This window comes from Marinoscillum sp., from assembly GCF_040222955.1.
In the GTDB taxonomy this organism is placed as follows: Bacteria; Bacteroidota; Bacteroidia; order Cytophagales; family Cyclobacteriaceae; genus Marinoscillum.
In genome coordinates, this window is record NZ_JAVKCA010000003.1 from 1 (window position 1) to 15880 (window position 15880).

At 48.7% G+C, this 15880-nt stretch carries 12 protein-coding genes; 7 read left to right on the top strand and 5 right to left on the bottom strand.

From position 1 onward, the window contains the following. Positions 1 to 1362: fibronectin type III domain-containing protein (locus RIH33_RS00580; protein WP_406658686.1), on the bottom strand; the 1362-nt coding region annotated here is incomplete at its 3' end. Between the two features lie 178 nt (positions 1363 to 1540). Continuing rightward, a complete protein-coding gene (gene topA, locus RIH33_RS00585) occupies positions 1541 to 3871 on the bottom strand; it encodes a type I DNA topoisomerase (protein ID WP_406651092.1) in 2331 nt (776 codons plus the stop codon). Positions 3872 to 3990: 119 nt separating this feature from the next. On the opposite strand from topA, the gene RIH33_RS00590 reads away from it, so the two are divergent. Then, positions 3991 to 4461, top strand: a complete 471-nt coding sequence (locus RIH33_RS00590) for a SixA phosphatase family protein (RefSeq protein WP_406651091.1) — start codon at positions 3991 to 3993, stop codon at positions 4459 to 4461. On the opposite strand, the gene RIH33_RS00595 is transcribed toward RIH33_RS00590, so the two are convergent. Beyond that, entirely contained in the window at positions 4462 to 5037 is a 576-nt protein-coding gene (locus RIH33_RS00595) for a TlpA family protein disulfide reductase (RefSeq protein WP_406651090.1), read from the bottom strand. A gap of 170 nt (positions 5038 to 5207) precedes the next feature. On the opposite strand from RIH33_RS00595, the gene RIH33_RS00600 reads away from it, so the two are divergent. Beyond that, complete coding sequence (locus RIH33_RS00600; RefSeq protein ID WP_406651089.1) at positions 5208 to 7445, top strand: Tex family protein; 2238 nt, start codon at positions 5208 to 5210, stop codon at positions 7443 to 7445. Between the two features lie 2 nt (positions 7446 to 7447). After that, positions 7448 to 7909, top strand: coding sequence for a hypothetical protein (locus RIH33_RS00605; RefSeq protein ID WP_406651088.1), 462 nt, complete (start codon positions 7448 to 7450; stop codon positions 7907 to 7909). Here RIH33_RS00605 and RIH33_RS00610 read toward each other — a convergent pair whose 3' ends face one another. Further along, the gene (locus RIH33_RS00610; RefSeq protein WP_406651087.1) at positions 7910 to 8608 is read right to left on the bottom strand and encodes an RsmE family RNA methyltransferase; all 699 of its coding nucleotides are present in this window, start codon (positions 8606 to 8608) and stop codon (positions 7910 to 7912) included. It abuts the gene before it with no gap. Between the two features lie 41 nt (positions 8609 to 8649). After that, positions 8650 to 10170, bottom strand: coding sequence for a helix-turn-helix domain-containing protein (locus RIH33_RS00615; protein ID WP_406651086.1), 1521 nt, complete (start codon positions 10168 to 10170; stop codon positions 8650 to 8652). Between the two features lie 121 nt (positions 10171 to 10291). Here RIH33_RS00615 and RIH33_RS00620 point away from each other — a divergent pair, with 121 nt between their 5' ends. From RIH33_RS00620 to RIH33_RS00635, 4 genes are all read left to right on the top strand, one after another. Then, the gene (locus RIH33_RS00620) at positions 10292 to 10852 is read left to right on the top strand and encodes a hypothetical protein (RefSeq protein WP_406651085.1); all 561 of its coding nucleotides are present in this window, start codon (positions 10292 to 10294) and stop codon (positions 10850 to 10852) included. An 82-nt stretch (positions 10853 to 10934) separates the two neighbouring features. Continuing rightward, positions 10935 to 12377, top strand: coding sequence for an alpha-amylase (locus RIH33_RS00625; RefSeq protein ID WP_406651084.1), 1443 nt, complete (start codon positions 10935 to 10937; stop codon positions 12375 to 12377). Positions 12378 to 12464: 87 nt separating this feature from the next. Next, the gene (locus RIH33_RS00630) at positions 12465 to 14801 is read left to right on the top strand and encodes a TonB-dependent receptor (RefSeq protein ID WP_406651083.1); all 2337 of its coding nucleotides are present in this window, start codon (positions 12465 to 12467) and stop codon (positions 14799 to 14801) included. Further along, positions 14798 to 15880 (top strand): DUF4249 family protein, encoded by a 1083-nt coding sequence (locus RIH33_RS00635; RefSeq protein WP_406651082.1) that lies wholly within the window; start codon positions 14798 to 14800, stop codon positions 15878 to 15880. The genes RIH33_RS00630 and RIH33_RS00635 overlap by 4 nt, the downstream gene beginning before the upstream one ends.

Sequence of the window (15880 nt, forward strand, 5' to 3'; positions counted from 1 at the left end):
GTAGTCTTCATTGATGATCACATTGCGGATCTTCACCCGCATGCCAGCGCCATTGAAGATGGGCATGGGGGCATGGCCCATCCCACTGTAGGAGCCATCGGCATTGAGGGTCACGGAGTGTACCACCACATCCAGCCCACCTATGTGAAACAGGTCCAATGGCAGCAGGGGCTTCTGCAGGGGGTTGGGACTCAGCTCGGGCATGATCAGGTCGGTGCCACAGGCAAAGTTGGGGTCTTCGGTCTCTTCTTCCTCGGTGCTGATGGTCTGGATGGGGCTGGTCTCGCCCTCATACTGGTTGCACTGGCCCATCACCTGGTATTCGTAGGCGGTGCCTCTTTTCAGGTCGGGGATCACCAGGGAGGTGCTGAAGGTGGTTTCCTTCCACCATGTGTCGGTGCCTGCTTCGCGGTGGCTCACCACAAAGCCGGTATGGGTAGCCTCGGGCTCCCACGAGATGCGGATGCGGCTGGGGTCCAGGGCTTCGGCGGTGACGCTGCGCAGGGGCAAACAGGCATCACCATACTGAAACCAGTTGGTCTCGCTATAGCCCTGGTTTTTGAACAGGTCTCTGCCACTCACATCATAGGCCCTGATGCGGTAGGCATATTTCTTTCCGGGGATCAGCTGGGGCTCGGCAGGTCCATAGTACAGGGAGCTTTGGGCAGTGGTGGTGCGGTAGATGCTGTTGGAGGAGCGCACAGCCACTTCGGGGTTGGTCTGACCGGGGTACAGCTCATAGAGGGTAAACTCATACTCGGTGGAGAAGGCAGAGTTGGGGGACGCCAGGTGGCGGCCTACCCATGAGAAGCTGATGTTTTGGGGGTCGGTGGTGCGCAGCTTGTCTCCACTGAAGGGAAAGTTGATCAGGGGTGGGTCATTGAGTACTACCCAGGCATTGGCCCGGGACTGGTTGGAGATGCGCACGCTGCGATTGTACTCCAGCACTTCGATGGTGAAGGTGTAGAAGCCTTCGGGCAGCTTGCCGCTTTTGATGAACTCAGCGCGGGTGATGCCTTCAAAAATGAGGTTGTTGGGGTTGAGGTAGCCTCGGATGTCGAAGCCTGAGAGCATCTCGGGCACGCCTCCCTGCAGCACGAGGGCCGGGGGCACATAGGCGGGGCTGGTGTAGAGTCGCACGCCGGCACCTTCTATGGTCACGCGCAGTTTGGCACGCAGGTCAGTGCGGTCCAGCTCCATCACATGGATGATCACCTGCAGGTTGTTGGCATCTGCGGCAGTGTAGTACGACAGCACAGGGCTATACGGCGGAATCAGCGTGGTGGTGACCTGGACGGGGTAGGTTTGGGCACGGCCTGCAATGAGGAGCAACAGACACGCAAGCATCAAAAAATACTGCATCCATTGTCTGCCTAATGTCTGGGAACATATAAGGCGCAATCTCTTCATTCAGGATAGTGAGTAACTGGTATAAAGCGGTTTGAAAATAGAACCGAAAAGTGGTTTTACCAAAAAGAGAGTGCTAAATAGTTGGCCAGCTATTCAAATAACGCTAAAAGCTATTGCGTCATTTAACCACTTATTTCTTCTTCCTGGCCCCACCACCACGCCCTTTTTTCTCGGGCGTCTTGTCGGCCAGTTCCTTACACTCGGCATAAGTCAATTCTTCCGGCACTTTGTCTTTCGGGATCTTCACATTCTTCTTCCCAAATTTGATATAGGCACCATACCTTCCGTTGAGCACCTGCACCTCAGGATCTTCATCAAAGGTTTTGATAAACTTGTTGGCGTCTGCCTCACGCTTGGCCAGAATCAGCTCTATCGCTTCTTCTTCCGTTACTGTCAGCGGATCCATTTCCTTTGGGAGGGAAACGAACTTGCCATCGTGGCGTATGTAGGGACCAAAGCGCCCTATGGCGGCAGTCATCACCTTGTCTTCAAATTCGCCCAGGTTACGGGGTAGCTTGAAGAGCTCCAATGCTTCCTCTATGGTGACATTCTCCAGAAACTGACCCTTCTTCAGGCTGGCGTATTGTGGCTTTTCGTCATCCTCCTTTTCAGGTGATTCACCCAGCTGCACGTAAGCGCCGTATTTACCCATTCGGGCATAGATGTTTTTGCCGGTTTTGGGGTCTGTACCCAGCTCCCTTGCAGCGGAGATGTCTGCCCGCTCCAGGCTGTCGGTGTTTTCCACCTTCGTATGAAACTTACCGTAAAACGACTGGATCATTTGCTCCCAGGCTTTGGTGCCATTGGCAATGTCGTCAAACTCTTTCTCCACATCTGCTGTGAAAGAATAATCTACCACGTTTTCGAAATGCTCTACCAGAAAGTCATTGACAATCATGGCGATGTTGGTAGGGAAGAGTTTGTTTTTCTCCGCCCCGGTCATTTCGGTCTTTGTGGTTTTATTGATCTGGCCTTTGGTTAATACCAGCTCCACGTATTGTCGCTCCTTGCCATCACGCGATTCTTTGATCACATACTCACGCTTTTGTATGGTGGAGATGGTAGGTGCGTAGGTGGACGGTCGACCGATTCCTTTTTCTTCCAACTGCTTCACCAGACTGGCTTCAGTATATCTTGCCGGAGGTCTGGTAAATCCTTCTTTACCCAGCATCTGCTGCAAGTCCAGCTTTTGGCCAATGGAGAGCGGCGGCAGCATCGATTTTTGCTCCTCATCTTCATCGTCATCCGTAGACTCCAGATACACTTTCAGAAATCCTTCAAACTTGATGACTTCACCACGTGCCACCAGTACTTCGTCTGTGGTGGAGATGCTGATGGTGGCGGTTGTTTTTTCCAGCTGTGCATCAGCCATCTGGGAGGCGATGGCTCGTTTCCAGATGAGCTCGTAAAGTCGCCCTTCTGCTGAGCCGGCACTTACTGACTGCACATGAAAATCTGTAGGGCGAATCGCTTCGTGCGCTTCCTGAGCAGATTGTGATTTTGTTTTGTAAGATCGGTTTTGAATAAATTCCTGACCGTAGGACCCCGATATTTCCGAATTGGCACTGGCAATGGCCTCTTGCGAAAGGTTCACTGAGTCAGTTCTCATATAGGAGATCTTACCCGCTTCGTAAAGTTTTTGCGCCAGCGACATGGTGTAGGATACAGAGTAGCCCAGCTTCCTACTAGCTTCCTGCTGCAGGGTAGAAGTAGTAAAAGGAGGCGCCGGACTTTTCTTCGCCGGTTTGGTCTCCAGGTTACTGATTTCAAAATCTGCCCCTATGCACAGGTTGAGAAAGGCTTGCGCCTCAGCTTCTGTTTTGAAGCGTTTACCCAATTCGGCCTGGAGTACTTTCCCCTGATCCAGGTCAAACAGGGCGCTAATCTTGAAACTCGACTGAGCTTCAAACTGATCTATTTCCCGCTCCCTTTCCACTACCATTCGCACAGCCACGGACTGCACCCTGCCGGCGGATAAACCCCGACGTACTTTTTTCCACAAGACCGGAGAGAGTTCGAAACCTACCAATCTGTCCAGAATTCTTCTGGCTTGCTGTGCGTTCACCAGATCTATGTCGATGCCCCGTGGGTTCTGTATCGCGTTTTGTATTGCGTTCTTGGTGATTTCCCGGAAAACAATCCGCCTTGTGTTGGAGTCATTGAGGTTCAGTGCTTCCTTCAAGTGCCATGAAATGGCTTCTCCTTCACGGTCATCATCACTCGCGAGGTAGATTGTCTCTGCGGCCTTCGCTAATTTCTTTAGTTCTCTGATGACCTCCTTTTTGTCAGCGGAAACCTCATAGGTGGGTTTGAAGCCGTTGGCAATGTCTATGGCCTTATCTCCTTTGGGGAGATCCCTTACATGACCGTAAGATGACTTCACTTGGTAATCGCTACCCAAATACCCTTCTATCGTTTTTGCTTTTGCCGGAGACTCTACTATTACCAGGTTTTTTGCCATGCTCAGATTTTTTAAGGTGGTAAATATCTTGAAATTTTATTAATTACCTAAAGAATAGCACCTTCTGGGTTTAAAGGTTTCTTTAGCTTTAGCTGGTGAGTTAACCAAAAAAAATAGAAATGGTTAAGAATCTTTATTTATTGCGGCACGGACAGGCCGAATATGGTTTTCAGGGATCTGATTTTGATCGGTCCCTGACTGTAAATGGTGTACTACAACTTCGATCTTTGGGACAGGCCATGAAGCTGAAGTCTTTTTATCCGGATAAAGTATACTGTAGCACCTCCAACAGAACCCAGCAAACTGCCGAGATATTCACTGAAGAGCTGGATTATACCTTACCGATCCATTACATGGAGGAAATATATGAAGCCTCCGTGCGCACACTCTTTGAGCTGATCACCAAACAGGATGAAGCGGACAGTGTGATTTTGATCATTGGTCATAATCCCGGCATTTCCTACCTCTATGATTATCTGACAAGTGCCAACTTTGGGGACATGACTCCCGGGGAGCTGGTCAGGATCGATTTTGAAGACCAGGCCTGGTCGGAGATTTCCAAGGGCTCAGGTAACAAGAAGACGATATAACTATTCCGAATTGATTTCTGAAAGGAACAGACGAAACTCCTCCGTGTCATATTTTGCCATGCCGTGGCGAGTCAAGACCACCTGACCTTCAGGTGAAATCACATAGGTGGTGGGGATGGAACTGGGATTGTACGGTGCCGGAAGGGGGGACTCCAGGAAGTAAACGGGAAGTTCAAAACCTTTTCTTTCAACAAACCTCCGCGCCTTGTCCCGATCTTCATCCAGAGAGATCATCACGAAGGTCACGTCTTTTCCCATTTTCTGGTAGAGGTCTTCAATGTCTGGCATCTCAGCAATACAGGGCGGACACCAGGTAGCCCAGAAATTAAGGAAGACGGTCTGGCCTTTGAAGGTTGCAAAACTGACAGTTCTGCCGGCAATATTAGAAAGTCTGAGGTCGTAACTGGCTGCTACCTTTTCATCATCCGCTTCAGGTTGCATGATACCTGTGGCCAGCACCACCCGCTGTATCTGTCCGATTACCTCCGTATGAAGGCCTGTGACATAAAGCGTAAGACCCACCACCACAATAATCGCCCACTCAATCAGTTCTTTTCTGTAAGATTTTTTGCTCATTTTTTTACTTCTGAAATTATTCTCATTTATCTAACGCAATCCTTCTGATAAAATCAGAGAAATGATATTTTTGGCGCCCGATTGTCAGGACGACGATGAACGGAATTACATTAGAACAAAATTTAGCCGATGTTTTATCCTTTTTGAGACATCAACCATAAAACAACAACATGATCAACTACGCTGCTAAGATAGCCCAGGAACTCTCATTACAACCCCGCTTTGTAGAAGCCACCACCACGCTTCTGGATGGAGGTGCCACTGTGCCTTTTATTTCCCGATACCGAAAGGAACTCACCGGCACTATGGATGAAGTGGAAGTGGCAGCAGTGAGGGATCGTTTGGCGCAGCTGAGAGACCTGGATAAGCGCAGGGAGGCCATTCTGAAGTCCATAGAGGAGCAGGAAAAGTTGACCCCCGAGTTGAAAAAGAAAATAGAAGCTGCCGAAACCATGGCGGCCCTGGAAGACCTCTACCTCCCTTATAAGCCTAAGCGCAAGACCAAAGCTTCAGTGGCCAAAGAAAAGGGATTGGAGCCGCTGGCCAAGGTATTATGGCAGCAGGGAAATGTATCGCCCGAGCAGGAAGCCGAGCAGTACATCAGTGAGGAGAAAGGAGTGGAGGATGTGAATGCCGCGCTGCAGGGAGCCAGGGATATTATGGCGGAGTGGATCAGTGAGGATGCCGAGGCAAGACAGAAAATCAGAGACCTGTTTAAGGCTGAAGGAATGATCAGTTCCAGGGTACTAAAGGGGAAAGAGACAGAAGGCCAGAAGTACAAAGATTATTTTGAATGGGAAGAGTCGCTGAAGACCATTCCTTCTCACAGGCTGCTGGCCATTCGTCGTGGTGAACGGGAAGGAATATTGATCATGGATACCTTTGTGCCTGAGGAATCAGCCATTGACCGATTAAGCCGACAGTTTGTGCAGGGCTCCAATGCGGCGGCAGAGCATGTAGCTACCGCGCTGAAGGATTCCTACAAGAGACTCATCAAGCCAAGTATTGAAACCGAAGCACGGATGGAGAGCAAGAAGGCTGCCGATACCGAGGCTATTTCAGTGTTTGTAGACAACATTAAGCAGTTACTGATGGCCGCACCGCTGGGGCAGAAAGCGGTATTGGCATTAGACCCGGGCTTCAGGACAGGCTGTAAGGTGGTGTGTCTGGACCGCCAGGGAAAACTATTAGAACATACCGCCATTTACCCCAACGAGCCGCAAAAAGACATTCACAAATCCGCAGCCATTATAGGTGCATTGTGTCAGAAGCATAACATAGAAGCCATTGCCATTGGTAATGGCACCGCCAGCCGGGAGACGGAGCAGTTTGTGAAAGGAATAGGTTTACCGGCCAGCATCATCGTGGCCATGGTCAATGAGAGCGGAGCTTCTATCTACTCAGCTTCTGAGGTAGCCAGAGAGGAGTTTAAAGATTATGACCTCACCGTACGTGGAGCGGTGAGTATCGGTCGCCGAATGATGGACCCACTGGCGGAGCTGGTTAAGATAGATGCCAAATCGATCGGTGTGGGACAGTATCAGCACGACGTGGATCAGAATGCACTGAAGCACTCTCTGGACGATACAGTGATGAGCTGTGTGAATGGTGTGGGCGTGGAGCTTAACACCGCCAGCAAGCAGCTATTGACCTATGTGTCTGGTTTGGGGCCACAGTTGGCTGAGAATATTGTCAAGCACAGGAATGAAAACGGAGCATTCAAGAGCCGTGAGGACCTGAAGAGCATTCCACGACTGGGCGACAAAGCCTTTGAACAGGCCGCAGGTTTCCTGAGAATCAAAGGGGCGAAAAATATACTGGATGAGAGTGCCGTGCACCCGGAGCGCTACAATACGGTGTACACCATGGCCAAGGACCTGGGTTGTACAGTAGAAGATCTGGTGAAAGATCAAAACCTGAGGAGCAGGATTGATTTGAAAAAGTACGTGTCGGATGACCTGGGTTTGCCTACCTTGAAGGACATTCTGGCAGAACTGGCCAAACCAGGTCGGGATCCTCGTGAGCAGTTTGAGACTTTCGCGTTTGCAGACCATGTGCATGAGATCAAGGATTTGTCCATAGGGATGAAACTTCCCGGCATCATCACCAATATCACCAAGTTTGGGGCGTTTGTGGATGTGGGGGTGCATCAGGACGGGTTGGTTCATGTGAGCCATCTTTCGGATAGTTTTGTGTCTGATCCCACCAAGGCAGTGAAACTGCAGCAGAAGGTGATGGTGACTGTGCTGGAAGTGGATGTGCCTAGAAAGCGGATATCACTTTCCATGAAATCAGACCCTTACGGTAAGTCTGCGCCTAAGCAGGATCGTAAAAAACGAGAAGAAAAAGAACCGGAAGGCGACCTGCAAGCCAAGCTGGCGATGCTCAAGGGTAAATTCGGTAAGTAAAGATGATAAGACAGCTACTCCTTCTGACGATCTGCTTCATAGCCCTGATGGGTTGCGAAGAAGAGACCTATTATCCGCCAGGCTTGTATGGCCATCAGGTGGAGCGTCTGATATCCGGAGGAGAGGAGAAGGTCTGGGCGCTCACGGGTCTGGAGGTGGACGGGCAGAATCAAAACATTGAAGGCTGTGCCAATGCAGTGGAGCTGCATGTATACGAAGGGCTTACTGCGATAAACGTGTATCAGGTCACTACCTGTGAGGTGCCGGATACTTTATATTATGGTGAAATGACCGCTTCAGAAGCAGGATCGTCAGCCTCGAATGAGCATGTGTTTACAGACTCGCTGTTGTTTGAGAATGGTGCGGTGAGTTATGTGATTGTGAAAGAGGTCACCTCCCTCAGACTGAAATTCGACAGGTACATTGGGGGCAAGAAATCCACCTATCAGTGGGTGGCCCGGTAGTTAATATTCGTTGATCACATTTACGCAATGAGCGGCCATAAGACCGGCAGTTTCCGTCCGAAGCGTGTTTTTGCCAAGGCTTACCTTCTGAAACCCGACATTTACAGCTGTTGACACCTCCTCTTTGGAAAAGTCCCCTTCCGGACCAATAAGGGTGATGATTGTTTGACCTGATTTTAGTTCGTTGGTGAGGTAGGGTAAATCCGGCTCCACCACTGCCATGAATTTTTGTCCTTTGAGATCCGCTTTTAAGAAGTCTTTTAGTTTGATCAGTGGGTTGATTTTGGTCAGAAACCCACTTTTGGATTGCTTGAGCGCGCTCACGGCTTTTTTCTCCAGCCGCTCCGTTCGCATCTTATTCCGTTCGCAGTTGTCAGTAAGGACAAAACTGATCTCGTCTACACCCAGTTCACAGGCTTTCTCCACAAACCATTCTATCCGGTCAGTATTCTTGGTGGGCGCAATGGCAATGTGATTATAAAAAGGGCGTGGCTCCAGGGCTGTTTTTTTCGTGATTTCAAACGCACAGGATTTCCCGGTGATTGCCTTGATTACCGCATGATAATCCATTCCAAGCCCATCAAAGATGCCTATTTCGTCGCCTACTTTTTTGCGGAGCACCTTCACACAATGCTGGTACTCATCATCCATAAGATGAAAGACGCCTTCTGATGTTTTGGGTTGATAGAAATAGAGCATTAGACTGTGTTTGGATCGCTAAATTAGAAAATCCTTAGTACTTAATGCCGATGACCAGAGGAATGGACTTCTTTGAAGTACTGGCGCGGCGTGCAACCTTTGATTTTCTTAAAGGCCCTGTTGAACGTCGGCTTGGAGTTAAATCCCACGCTGAAGGCAATCTCCAGAAAGGAAGCGGACTCTCCGGAAGCGTCTACTTTTCTGATAAATTCATCTACCCGGTAGGTATTGATGAGTTCAGTGAAATGCAGGTCAAATTGCTCGTTGATCACCCGGGAGAGGGTATGGGAGGCTGTAGGGATCATGTGTGCCATACTTTCCAGCGTGAGTTCGGGTTTCAAATAAATCTGATCGGTTTCCAGCAGTTTGATCAGCTTGTGTTTGATGCTGGAGATCTCATCCTGATTAATTTTTTGATCCTGATATTTCTTCTTCTCCCTGAGTACTTCCGGATGTTTCACGGCATAATAAGCCAGGGCAAAAATGATGAGTGAAAAGAGTAGCCAGAGTACGTCTATAAGGTTTTCAGAGATGTAAAGGAGGTCGGTGTTCAATACCCGCCCAGTCACGTAAATCACCACCACGATGAGCCACAGGCAGAGGTAGATGGCTTTGATGCCCAGTACATAGTCCAGAAAGCGCAGGTATTTTTTCTGTTTTTCGTTGAGGTGCTCCTGTGAGCCATAGCCCGAGATGATTCGCTTGCAAATGATCCAATAGGCACTATTGAAAAGCAGCGCCAGTACTCCGGTAATGGCGAAATAAGGGAAGAGTTCTTTGTCCAGTACCTTGTAGATAAAGGTCTGCCGCTCCAGCGCCAGGTAAGGCAGGTAAAGGGCAAACTGTACAACAAACGGAATAAACTGAGGCCATATTCGGGACCATTTGACCTCTATGACCAGCAGCTTGTGAATATAGAGGTAGAAGATAGGGCCATAAGTAAACAGGATCAGCTCCGGCACAAAGAGCAACTTTGGTTCCCAGTTGAATACATCCGGATCAAAAGTGGAGGCCCTCCCAAGTACTGAAATGGTGATAAGGACAAGCAGAACACTGAGGATTGAGTTGGCTGTCTTGTTTTGGTTGCGAATGGTATTGATGGCTATGACCAACAGCAGCCCCTGGATGGCCGCAATGATCAGGAAATACATATAGATGGTATATGAGTGAGAGGAGATGTCCTCCCAGGACTCTACTGTCATGTGAACCTCTGACTCAGGAGCCTGACTGATTAATAACCTGTTGGGGCGTGCACGTCCGTTTTTACGGGCTTCCACCGAACCCCACGTACCACGGGTGATTTTGTACTGAAGGGTGTCCCTACTGTGGTACAGGTGCAGCACAAGTGTACCATCAGTTGAGATTTGAAATTTCCGTTCGGGCTTATCGGTGACCCAACCATCCAAATCAGTGACCAGGTAGATGGAGGCGTCGTGCGGGGTATTGGTGGGCACTGCATCCACCATAAAGGTGGTGTGGTACTTTGGCGCTTTATCTGCACCAAAACCAGTAAGGCTCCACACGCAGCAGAGCAACCCACATAAAATTACCTTTCTGTTCACCGCTGACAAGGAAATTATGATTTCGCAATAATATAAGATTTTCGAAACTACAATCTATTGATTTTTCAAAAACAACTAACCTTTATTTTGAAAGTGTCAAATTATAAAATGAAGCGAATGGATGATTTTATTAATGGAGATTGGTTTCATCATTAGCGAAATGTACAGGGCGCAAGTCCCATCCACCAACCAATTACCTATGAGCTTTAAAAGTATTTTTCTCATCCTGTTTTTTGCCTGTTCGGGGGTCACCGTATTTTCTCAGGAAGTGGCGCTATCTGAGGATGAGGTACCGCCTCATATCGTGGCCAGACACTATGCTGATCATCAGGGGAGCCTCTCAGTGAGTTGGCAGCAGATTGAGATGGAGGGAGCCAACAGGTTCATGGCGGCATATGCTGAAGACAAAGTGCGGCGCGAAACCATCTACAATAAGAGTGGCAGACCTCTGTTCGAGTCCACCATTCATGAGGGTGATTTACCCGTGATGTTAAGCTATTACATCGAGGACAGGTTTGGCAAATTCAGACTGGTGGAATTTAAAAGCACTAAAGACCTCTCAAACGAAATCATGCGCTATACGCTGGTGGTGAAGGCTAAAGAATATGGTGAGCTCAAGCTCGCCTTTGATAATGAAATGAATCCTATTGAGTCCCGCGCAGCGCTGGTCTCTTATGAGTAATAATTGAATGTAAACCAGATTTGATAACAACCTAATTTGAAAAACTATTAACCTATTTCCAACTATGAAAACTACCTTTAGAATGATGAAAACCAAACATTTAAGTCTGCTGCTTGCCGTTTTGGCAGGTGGTTTTTTGATGTCCTGTGAGGAGGACGAGGGTGCAGAAAATGCGCTACTCGATGCCCAAAATGAAATCAATGTGGTGGATGTGACCACTCATGATGGACGCCCGTTCTCCACAGGCGTAGAGCCTAAGTCCAACGCCAAATTTGTGGCCGGACCCGGCGGAGGAGTAATGATGCAGGGCTTCTACTGGGATGTACCTGCCGGTGGCACCTGGTGGAACACGGTGAAGAACAAAACCACTGCCTGGGCCAATGCCGGGATCAAAGGCATCTGGCTGCCACCTGTTTCCAAAGCACAGAATGGCCCCTATTCCATGGGCTATGATCCTACAGACTACTATGATTTTGGAAATTACAACCAGAATGGAACGGTGGAAACACGATTTGGATCTAAAACCGAGCTTCAGTCACTCATCACAGCCGCACATGGTCAGGACATGGAAGTATACGCCGATATCGTCATCAATCACAACAGTGGCGGACAGTCAGAGGCCAACCAATATACTGGAGGAAATACCTGGACTAACTTTAATGGAGTGGCTTCAGGTAAGTTTAAGAGAACTCAGCATGACTTTCACCCCAACTGGGTGCATAACAATGACGGTGGCAGCTTTGGTGGCTTTCCCGATCTATGTCATGACGTTCCATATGTGCAGGACTGGCTATGGGGCCGTTCAGATGCTGTGGCCAAGTACTACAAAAACACCATGAAATTTGACGGCTGGAGATTTGACTATGTGAAGGGATTTGAGCCCTGGGTGGTCAGTTCATGGAATAATGCCGTGGGCGGATTCTCCGTTGGCGAACTCTGGGATTCAGACGTGAACTACCTGAATTGGTGGGCGAACAATGCCAATAGTTCAGTTTTTGACTTTGCAGCTTACTACAAAATGAATGACGCTTTTGATGGCAATAACCTGAACAAGCTGAATGATGACATGATGTGGAAGCGAAACGCCTACAAAGCGGTGACCTTCGTCACCAATCATGATACTGATGAGATCTACAACAAAATGCTGGCCTACGCCTACATCCTTACACATGAGGGATACCCATGTATATTCTATCGGGATTATGAAACCTGGTTGGACAAAAACAAACTGAACAACCTCATCTGGATACATAACCAAAAAGCAACAGGTAATACCAGCATTCTCTACACTGACACAGATGAATATGTAGCGCGTAGAAACGGGTACGGTGGTAACCCTGGGTTGATCGTTTACATCAACAACTCCAACAGTTGGCTGACCCGTTGGGTACCTACCAACTGGAACAATACACAGATCAAAGATTTCACAGGTCACTCCGGCTGGTACCCTACTACGCAAAGTGGTGGCTGGGTAGAAATTCAGTGTCCTCCGAAGAGCTACAGCGTTTGGTCGCCTAATATTTAGAATTAACAAACGTTTGCATTAATACTTCTTCAAAAAGGCCGCCCATTCAGGGTGGCTTTTTTGCATATGTGAGCTATATTCAGGGCTATGAGGCATTTTTTATTAATCGCCGGGCTCTTGCTCATCGGCCATCTGACAGTTGTTGGTCAGGATTTTAACCTTTCGGGAAAGGTAGTGGATGAAAAGGGCGAGGAGATTATCGGAGCTGGTGTGTTGCTGGAAGAGCTTGGGCTGGGTACTTCCACGGACCTGAACGGGCGATTCAAACTCTTTGCTCCCAAAAGAAATTACACCCTTATTGTGCAGTACCTAGGGTACAAGGAATACAGAAATACGATTTACCTCAATCGTAATATTGACCTGACAGTGCGGATGGAGAGCACCTTCACCCAACTACAGGAAGTTGTGAAAACAGCACGCGCTGAGGACTACCGGATCAAGTCTATCCCCGGCGTGGAGCGCCTCACCATCAAAGACGTAGAGGACGTGCCCCTGCTGATGGGCGAACTCGATATTGTCAACTCCATACTTTTATTGCCGGGGGTATCCAATGCCGGCGAGGGCTCCACGGGTTTCAATGTGCGTGGCGGAAAGGTGGATCAAAACCTCATCACCCTGGATGGGTCAGAGGTGTTCAACTCTTCGCATTTGCTTGGGTTCTTTTCCATTTTCAACTCTGATGTGATCAAGGATTTTACCCTATACAAGGGGCATATGCCTGCTACGTTTGGGGGGCGGCTATCGTCGGTGCTGGATGTGAATACCCGCGAGGGCAGCTATGAGCAGATGGAGGGCTCTTTGACCGTGGGTCCTGTCACTAGTAAGTTGTCTTTTGAGACCCCCATCATTCAAAATAAACTTTCCGTGCTGGCCGCGGCCAGGTTTGCCTACCCCAACTGGGTGATCGGTCAAATGAAGGATTATGATGTGAAACGCAGCAAGGCCGTTTTTGATGATCAGAACCTGATTTTGGGCTATCGAATCAATGATCGGAACAAAGTGAACCTATCGTTCTACAGGAGCTTTGACCGGTTTCGCTTTAGTGATGATTTTGAATTCAGCTGGGGACATGTCATGGGTAGCCTGACCATGCAAAATGTGATCTCGGACGTATTTCTGCATGAGCTGAAGATCAATCATGTAGACTATCACAACAGGCAATATGACGTGGCAGAAGACTATGAGATACAGAATGGGATTGCCAGCACCTCACTGAAGGATAATTTTGTCTACGAGGGCTTTGCTAACCACCAAATCAACCTGGGCCTGGAAATCAAAGACTACCATCAGAAACCTGAGGAGCGTGTGGCAGGCGCCAGATCCGGCGTGGTGCCAGCGCATGTAGAAAAGGATAGGGGTGTGCTGGCCAGTGTATATGTGGATGATGAGTGGTCCCTTGGGAAATTGACCCTTTCGGGAGGGCTCAGGTATAACTATTACGCCATGCTGGCTCGAAATGAGTTTCTGCTCTACGAATTGGGCCAGCCCAAATCCCTTACCAACATCATAGATACGGCTCACGTGTCAGCCGGAGACGTGAACTACACCAACCTGGAGCCCCGAGTGGGACTTAACTTTCTGATGACCCCCAACATTTCCCTGAAAGCCAGCTATAACCGGGTGTATCAGTACCTTCACCTGATCTCTAACACTACTTCTGCCACACCGATAGATTTGTGGCAGGTCAGCACATTTCACATAGAGCCACAAGAGTCCTCCAACTACAGCCTGGGTCTAAGTTTCACCAATGACCGGCGCAGGTGGCAAAACTCCGTGGATGTGTTCTACAGGGACATCAGCAACATTTACGATTATCGCGACTTTGCCGACCTGCTGCTGAACAATCATCTGGAGACGGAACTGCTACAGGGGCAAGGCAGGTCTTATGGACTGGAGTTTCTTTTCGAAAAACAAAAAGGAAAGTGGACTGGCTGGCTGGCTTACACCCTTTCCAAATCTGAAAACCTGGTCAATGGACCTTCTGAGACCGAACGGATCAACAACGGGAAATGGTATCCATCCAACTATGACCAGCGGCATAACCTCTCGGTGGTGGCTAAGCGTGACCTGGGAGGTGACAAGGCTTTTTTCTCAGTGAATATGGTTTACAACAGCGGCCGTCCTTTCACCGGAGTGGAGTCGAGTTACTACTTCAATAATGCCGTAGTTCCACTTTACAGCTCCAGAAACAAATACCGGATTCCCGATTACATCCGTTTTGATGTTGGTTTGGGATTCAATTCGGTTTTCAAGAAATGGCAGGATCAGCTGAATTTTTCTGTCTACAATCTCTTTGGCCGGGCCAATGCGTATTCTATTTATTACAGAAAGCCGACCAATGCTGCCATTATCCCTTTTAGCTATAAACTGACGGTACTCGGTCAGGCATTTCCATCTATTACCTATACCGTCAATTTCAAATGAGAGGAATCTATTTTATGAAGTTAACGAGTGGCTGGCTGTTGGGGGTATTGATCCTGTGGGGATGTGAGGAGCCGTTTGACTTTGAGGAGGATAAAGACATTCAAAGGCCCATTATTATCACCGGGTACATAGATCAGTCCAACGGGCCATATTTTGTGAAAGTAAGCCAGGCCAGTGCCACAGGCTCTCTGCCTGCTAACGTGCTGTCTGCGTGCGTCATCTTGTATGATGAAGACGGAGCTTCGGAGGAATTTGAAGAAGTGGGTGATGGTGTTTACCGATGTCCGGGGAATACCATCCAGGGGGAGCCGGGCGGTAGTTATTACATCGAAGTGAAATTATTAGCGGGACAGGTCTTTCGGTCTGTCTCCGAAACGATGCCTGCGCTGCATGCATCCGATGCCTTGAACTGGAAAGAAACCCTTGATGTGCGAACAGCCAGTACGGGTCTGGATTTTCAGGTGCCGGTGGTGAGTATTGATTTGACCACCACCATTCCTCAGACCAGCGAACCCCTTTATTTCAACTGGGTGGGAGCCGAAAGCTTTTCCATCATTCCCACGGATTTTCCCGACCCATTTGGATCCATTCCACCCCCATGCTATGTGACCCGGTATTTTGGATCGGAGAAGGTCAACCTCTTTAGCAACCTTCAAAACAAGGCTCCTTCTTACACCTTCGAAGGGTTTTGGATCAGAGACATTGATGATTCATTTCTTACCAAGCATATCTTCACGGTCTATCAATATGGAATCTCAGAGGGCTACTACAACTACCTGCAAAGTGTGAAGGTGCTGGTGGAAAACAATGGCTCATTGTTTGATTCACCTCCGGGCAGGGCCATTGGCAATATCTATCCTGTGGAAGGCGATGACCTTGTGCAGGGGTATTTTCATGCTTCTGTAGTGGATACCACCAGAATGGCTGTTTTCCCCAATGAACTGATCAGCTTCATCATTGACGATTGTGAGTATACCATAGGCAAGCCTTTCAGTGAGTATGACGCTCACTGTCTCAATTGTCTTAACTACCCCGGGAGTTCTTACGAGCGACCTGAGTATTGGACCAAAGTCTACTGA

Coding starts and splice junctions, on each gene's coding strand:
- RIH33_RS00610 (WP_406651087.1), bottom strand. CDS start 8,608: ATGCTCTATTTCTATCAACCCAAAACATCAGAAGGCGTCTTTCATCTT.
- RIH33_RS00590 (WP_406651091.1), top strand. CDS start 3,991: ATGGTTAAGAATCTTTATTTATTGCGGCACGGACAGGCCGAATATGGT.
- RIH33_RS00630 (WP_406651083.1), top strand. CDS start 12,465: ATGAGGCATTTTTTATTAATCGCCGGGCTCTTGCTCATCGGCCATCTG.
- RIH33_RS00595 (WP_406651090.1), bottom strand. CDS start 5,037: ATGAGCAAAAAATCTTACAGAAAAGAACTGATTGAGTGGGCGATTATT.
- RIH33_RS00605 (WP_406651088.1), top strand. CDS start 7,448: ATGATAAGACAGCTACTCCTTCTGACGATCTGCTTCATAGCCCTGATG.
- RIH33_RS00635 (WP_406651082.1), top strand. CDS start 14,798: ATGAGAGGAATCTATTTTATGAAGTTAACGAGTGGCTGGCTGTTGGGG.
- RIH33_RS00600 (WP_406651089.1), top strand. CDS start 5,208: ATGATCAACTACGCTGCTAAGATAGCCCAGGAACTCTCATTACAACCC.
- topA (WP_406651092.1), bottom strand. CDS start 3,871: ATGGCAAAAAACCTGGTAATAGTAGAGTCTCCGGCAAAAGCAAAAACG.
- RIH33_RS00625 (WP_406651084.1), top strand. CDS start 10,935: ATGATGAAAACCAAACATTTAAGTCTGCTGCTTGCCGTTTTGGCAGGT.
- RIH33_RS00620 (WP_406651085.1), top strand. CDS start 10,292: ATGATTTTATTAATGGAGATTGGTTTCATCATTAGCGAAATGTACAGG.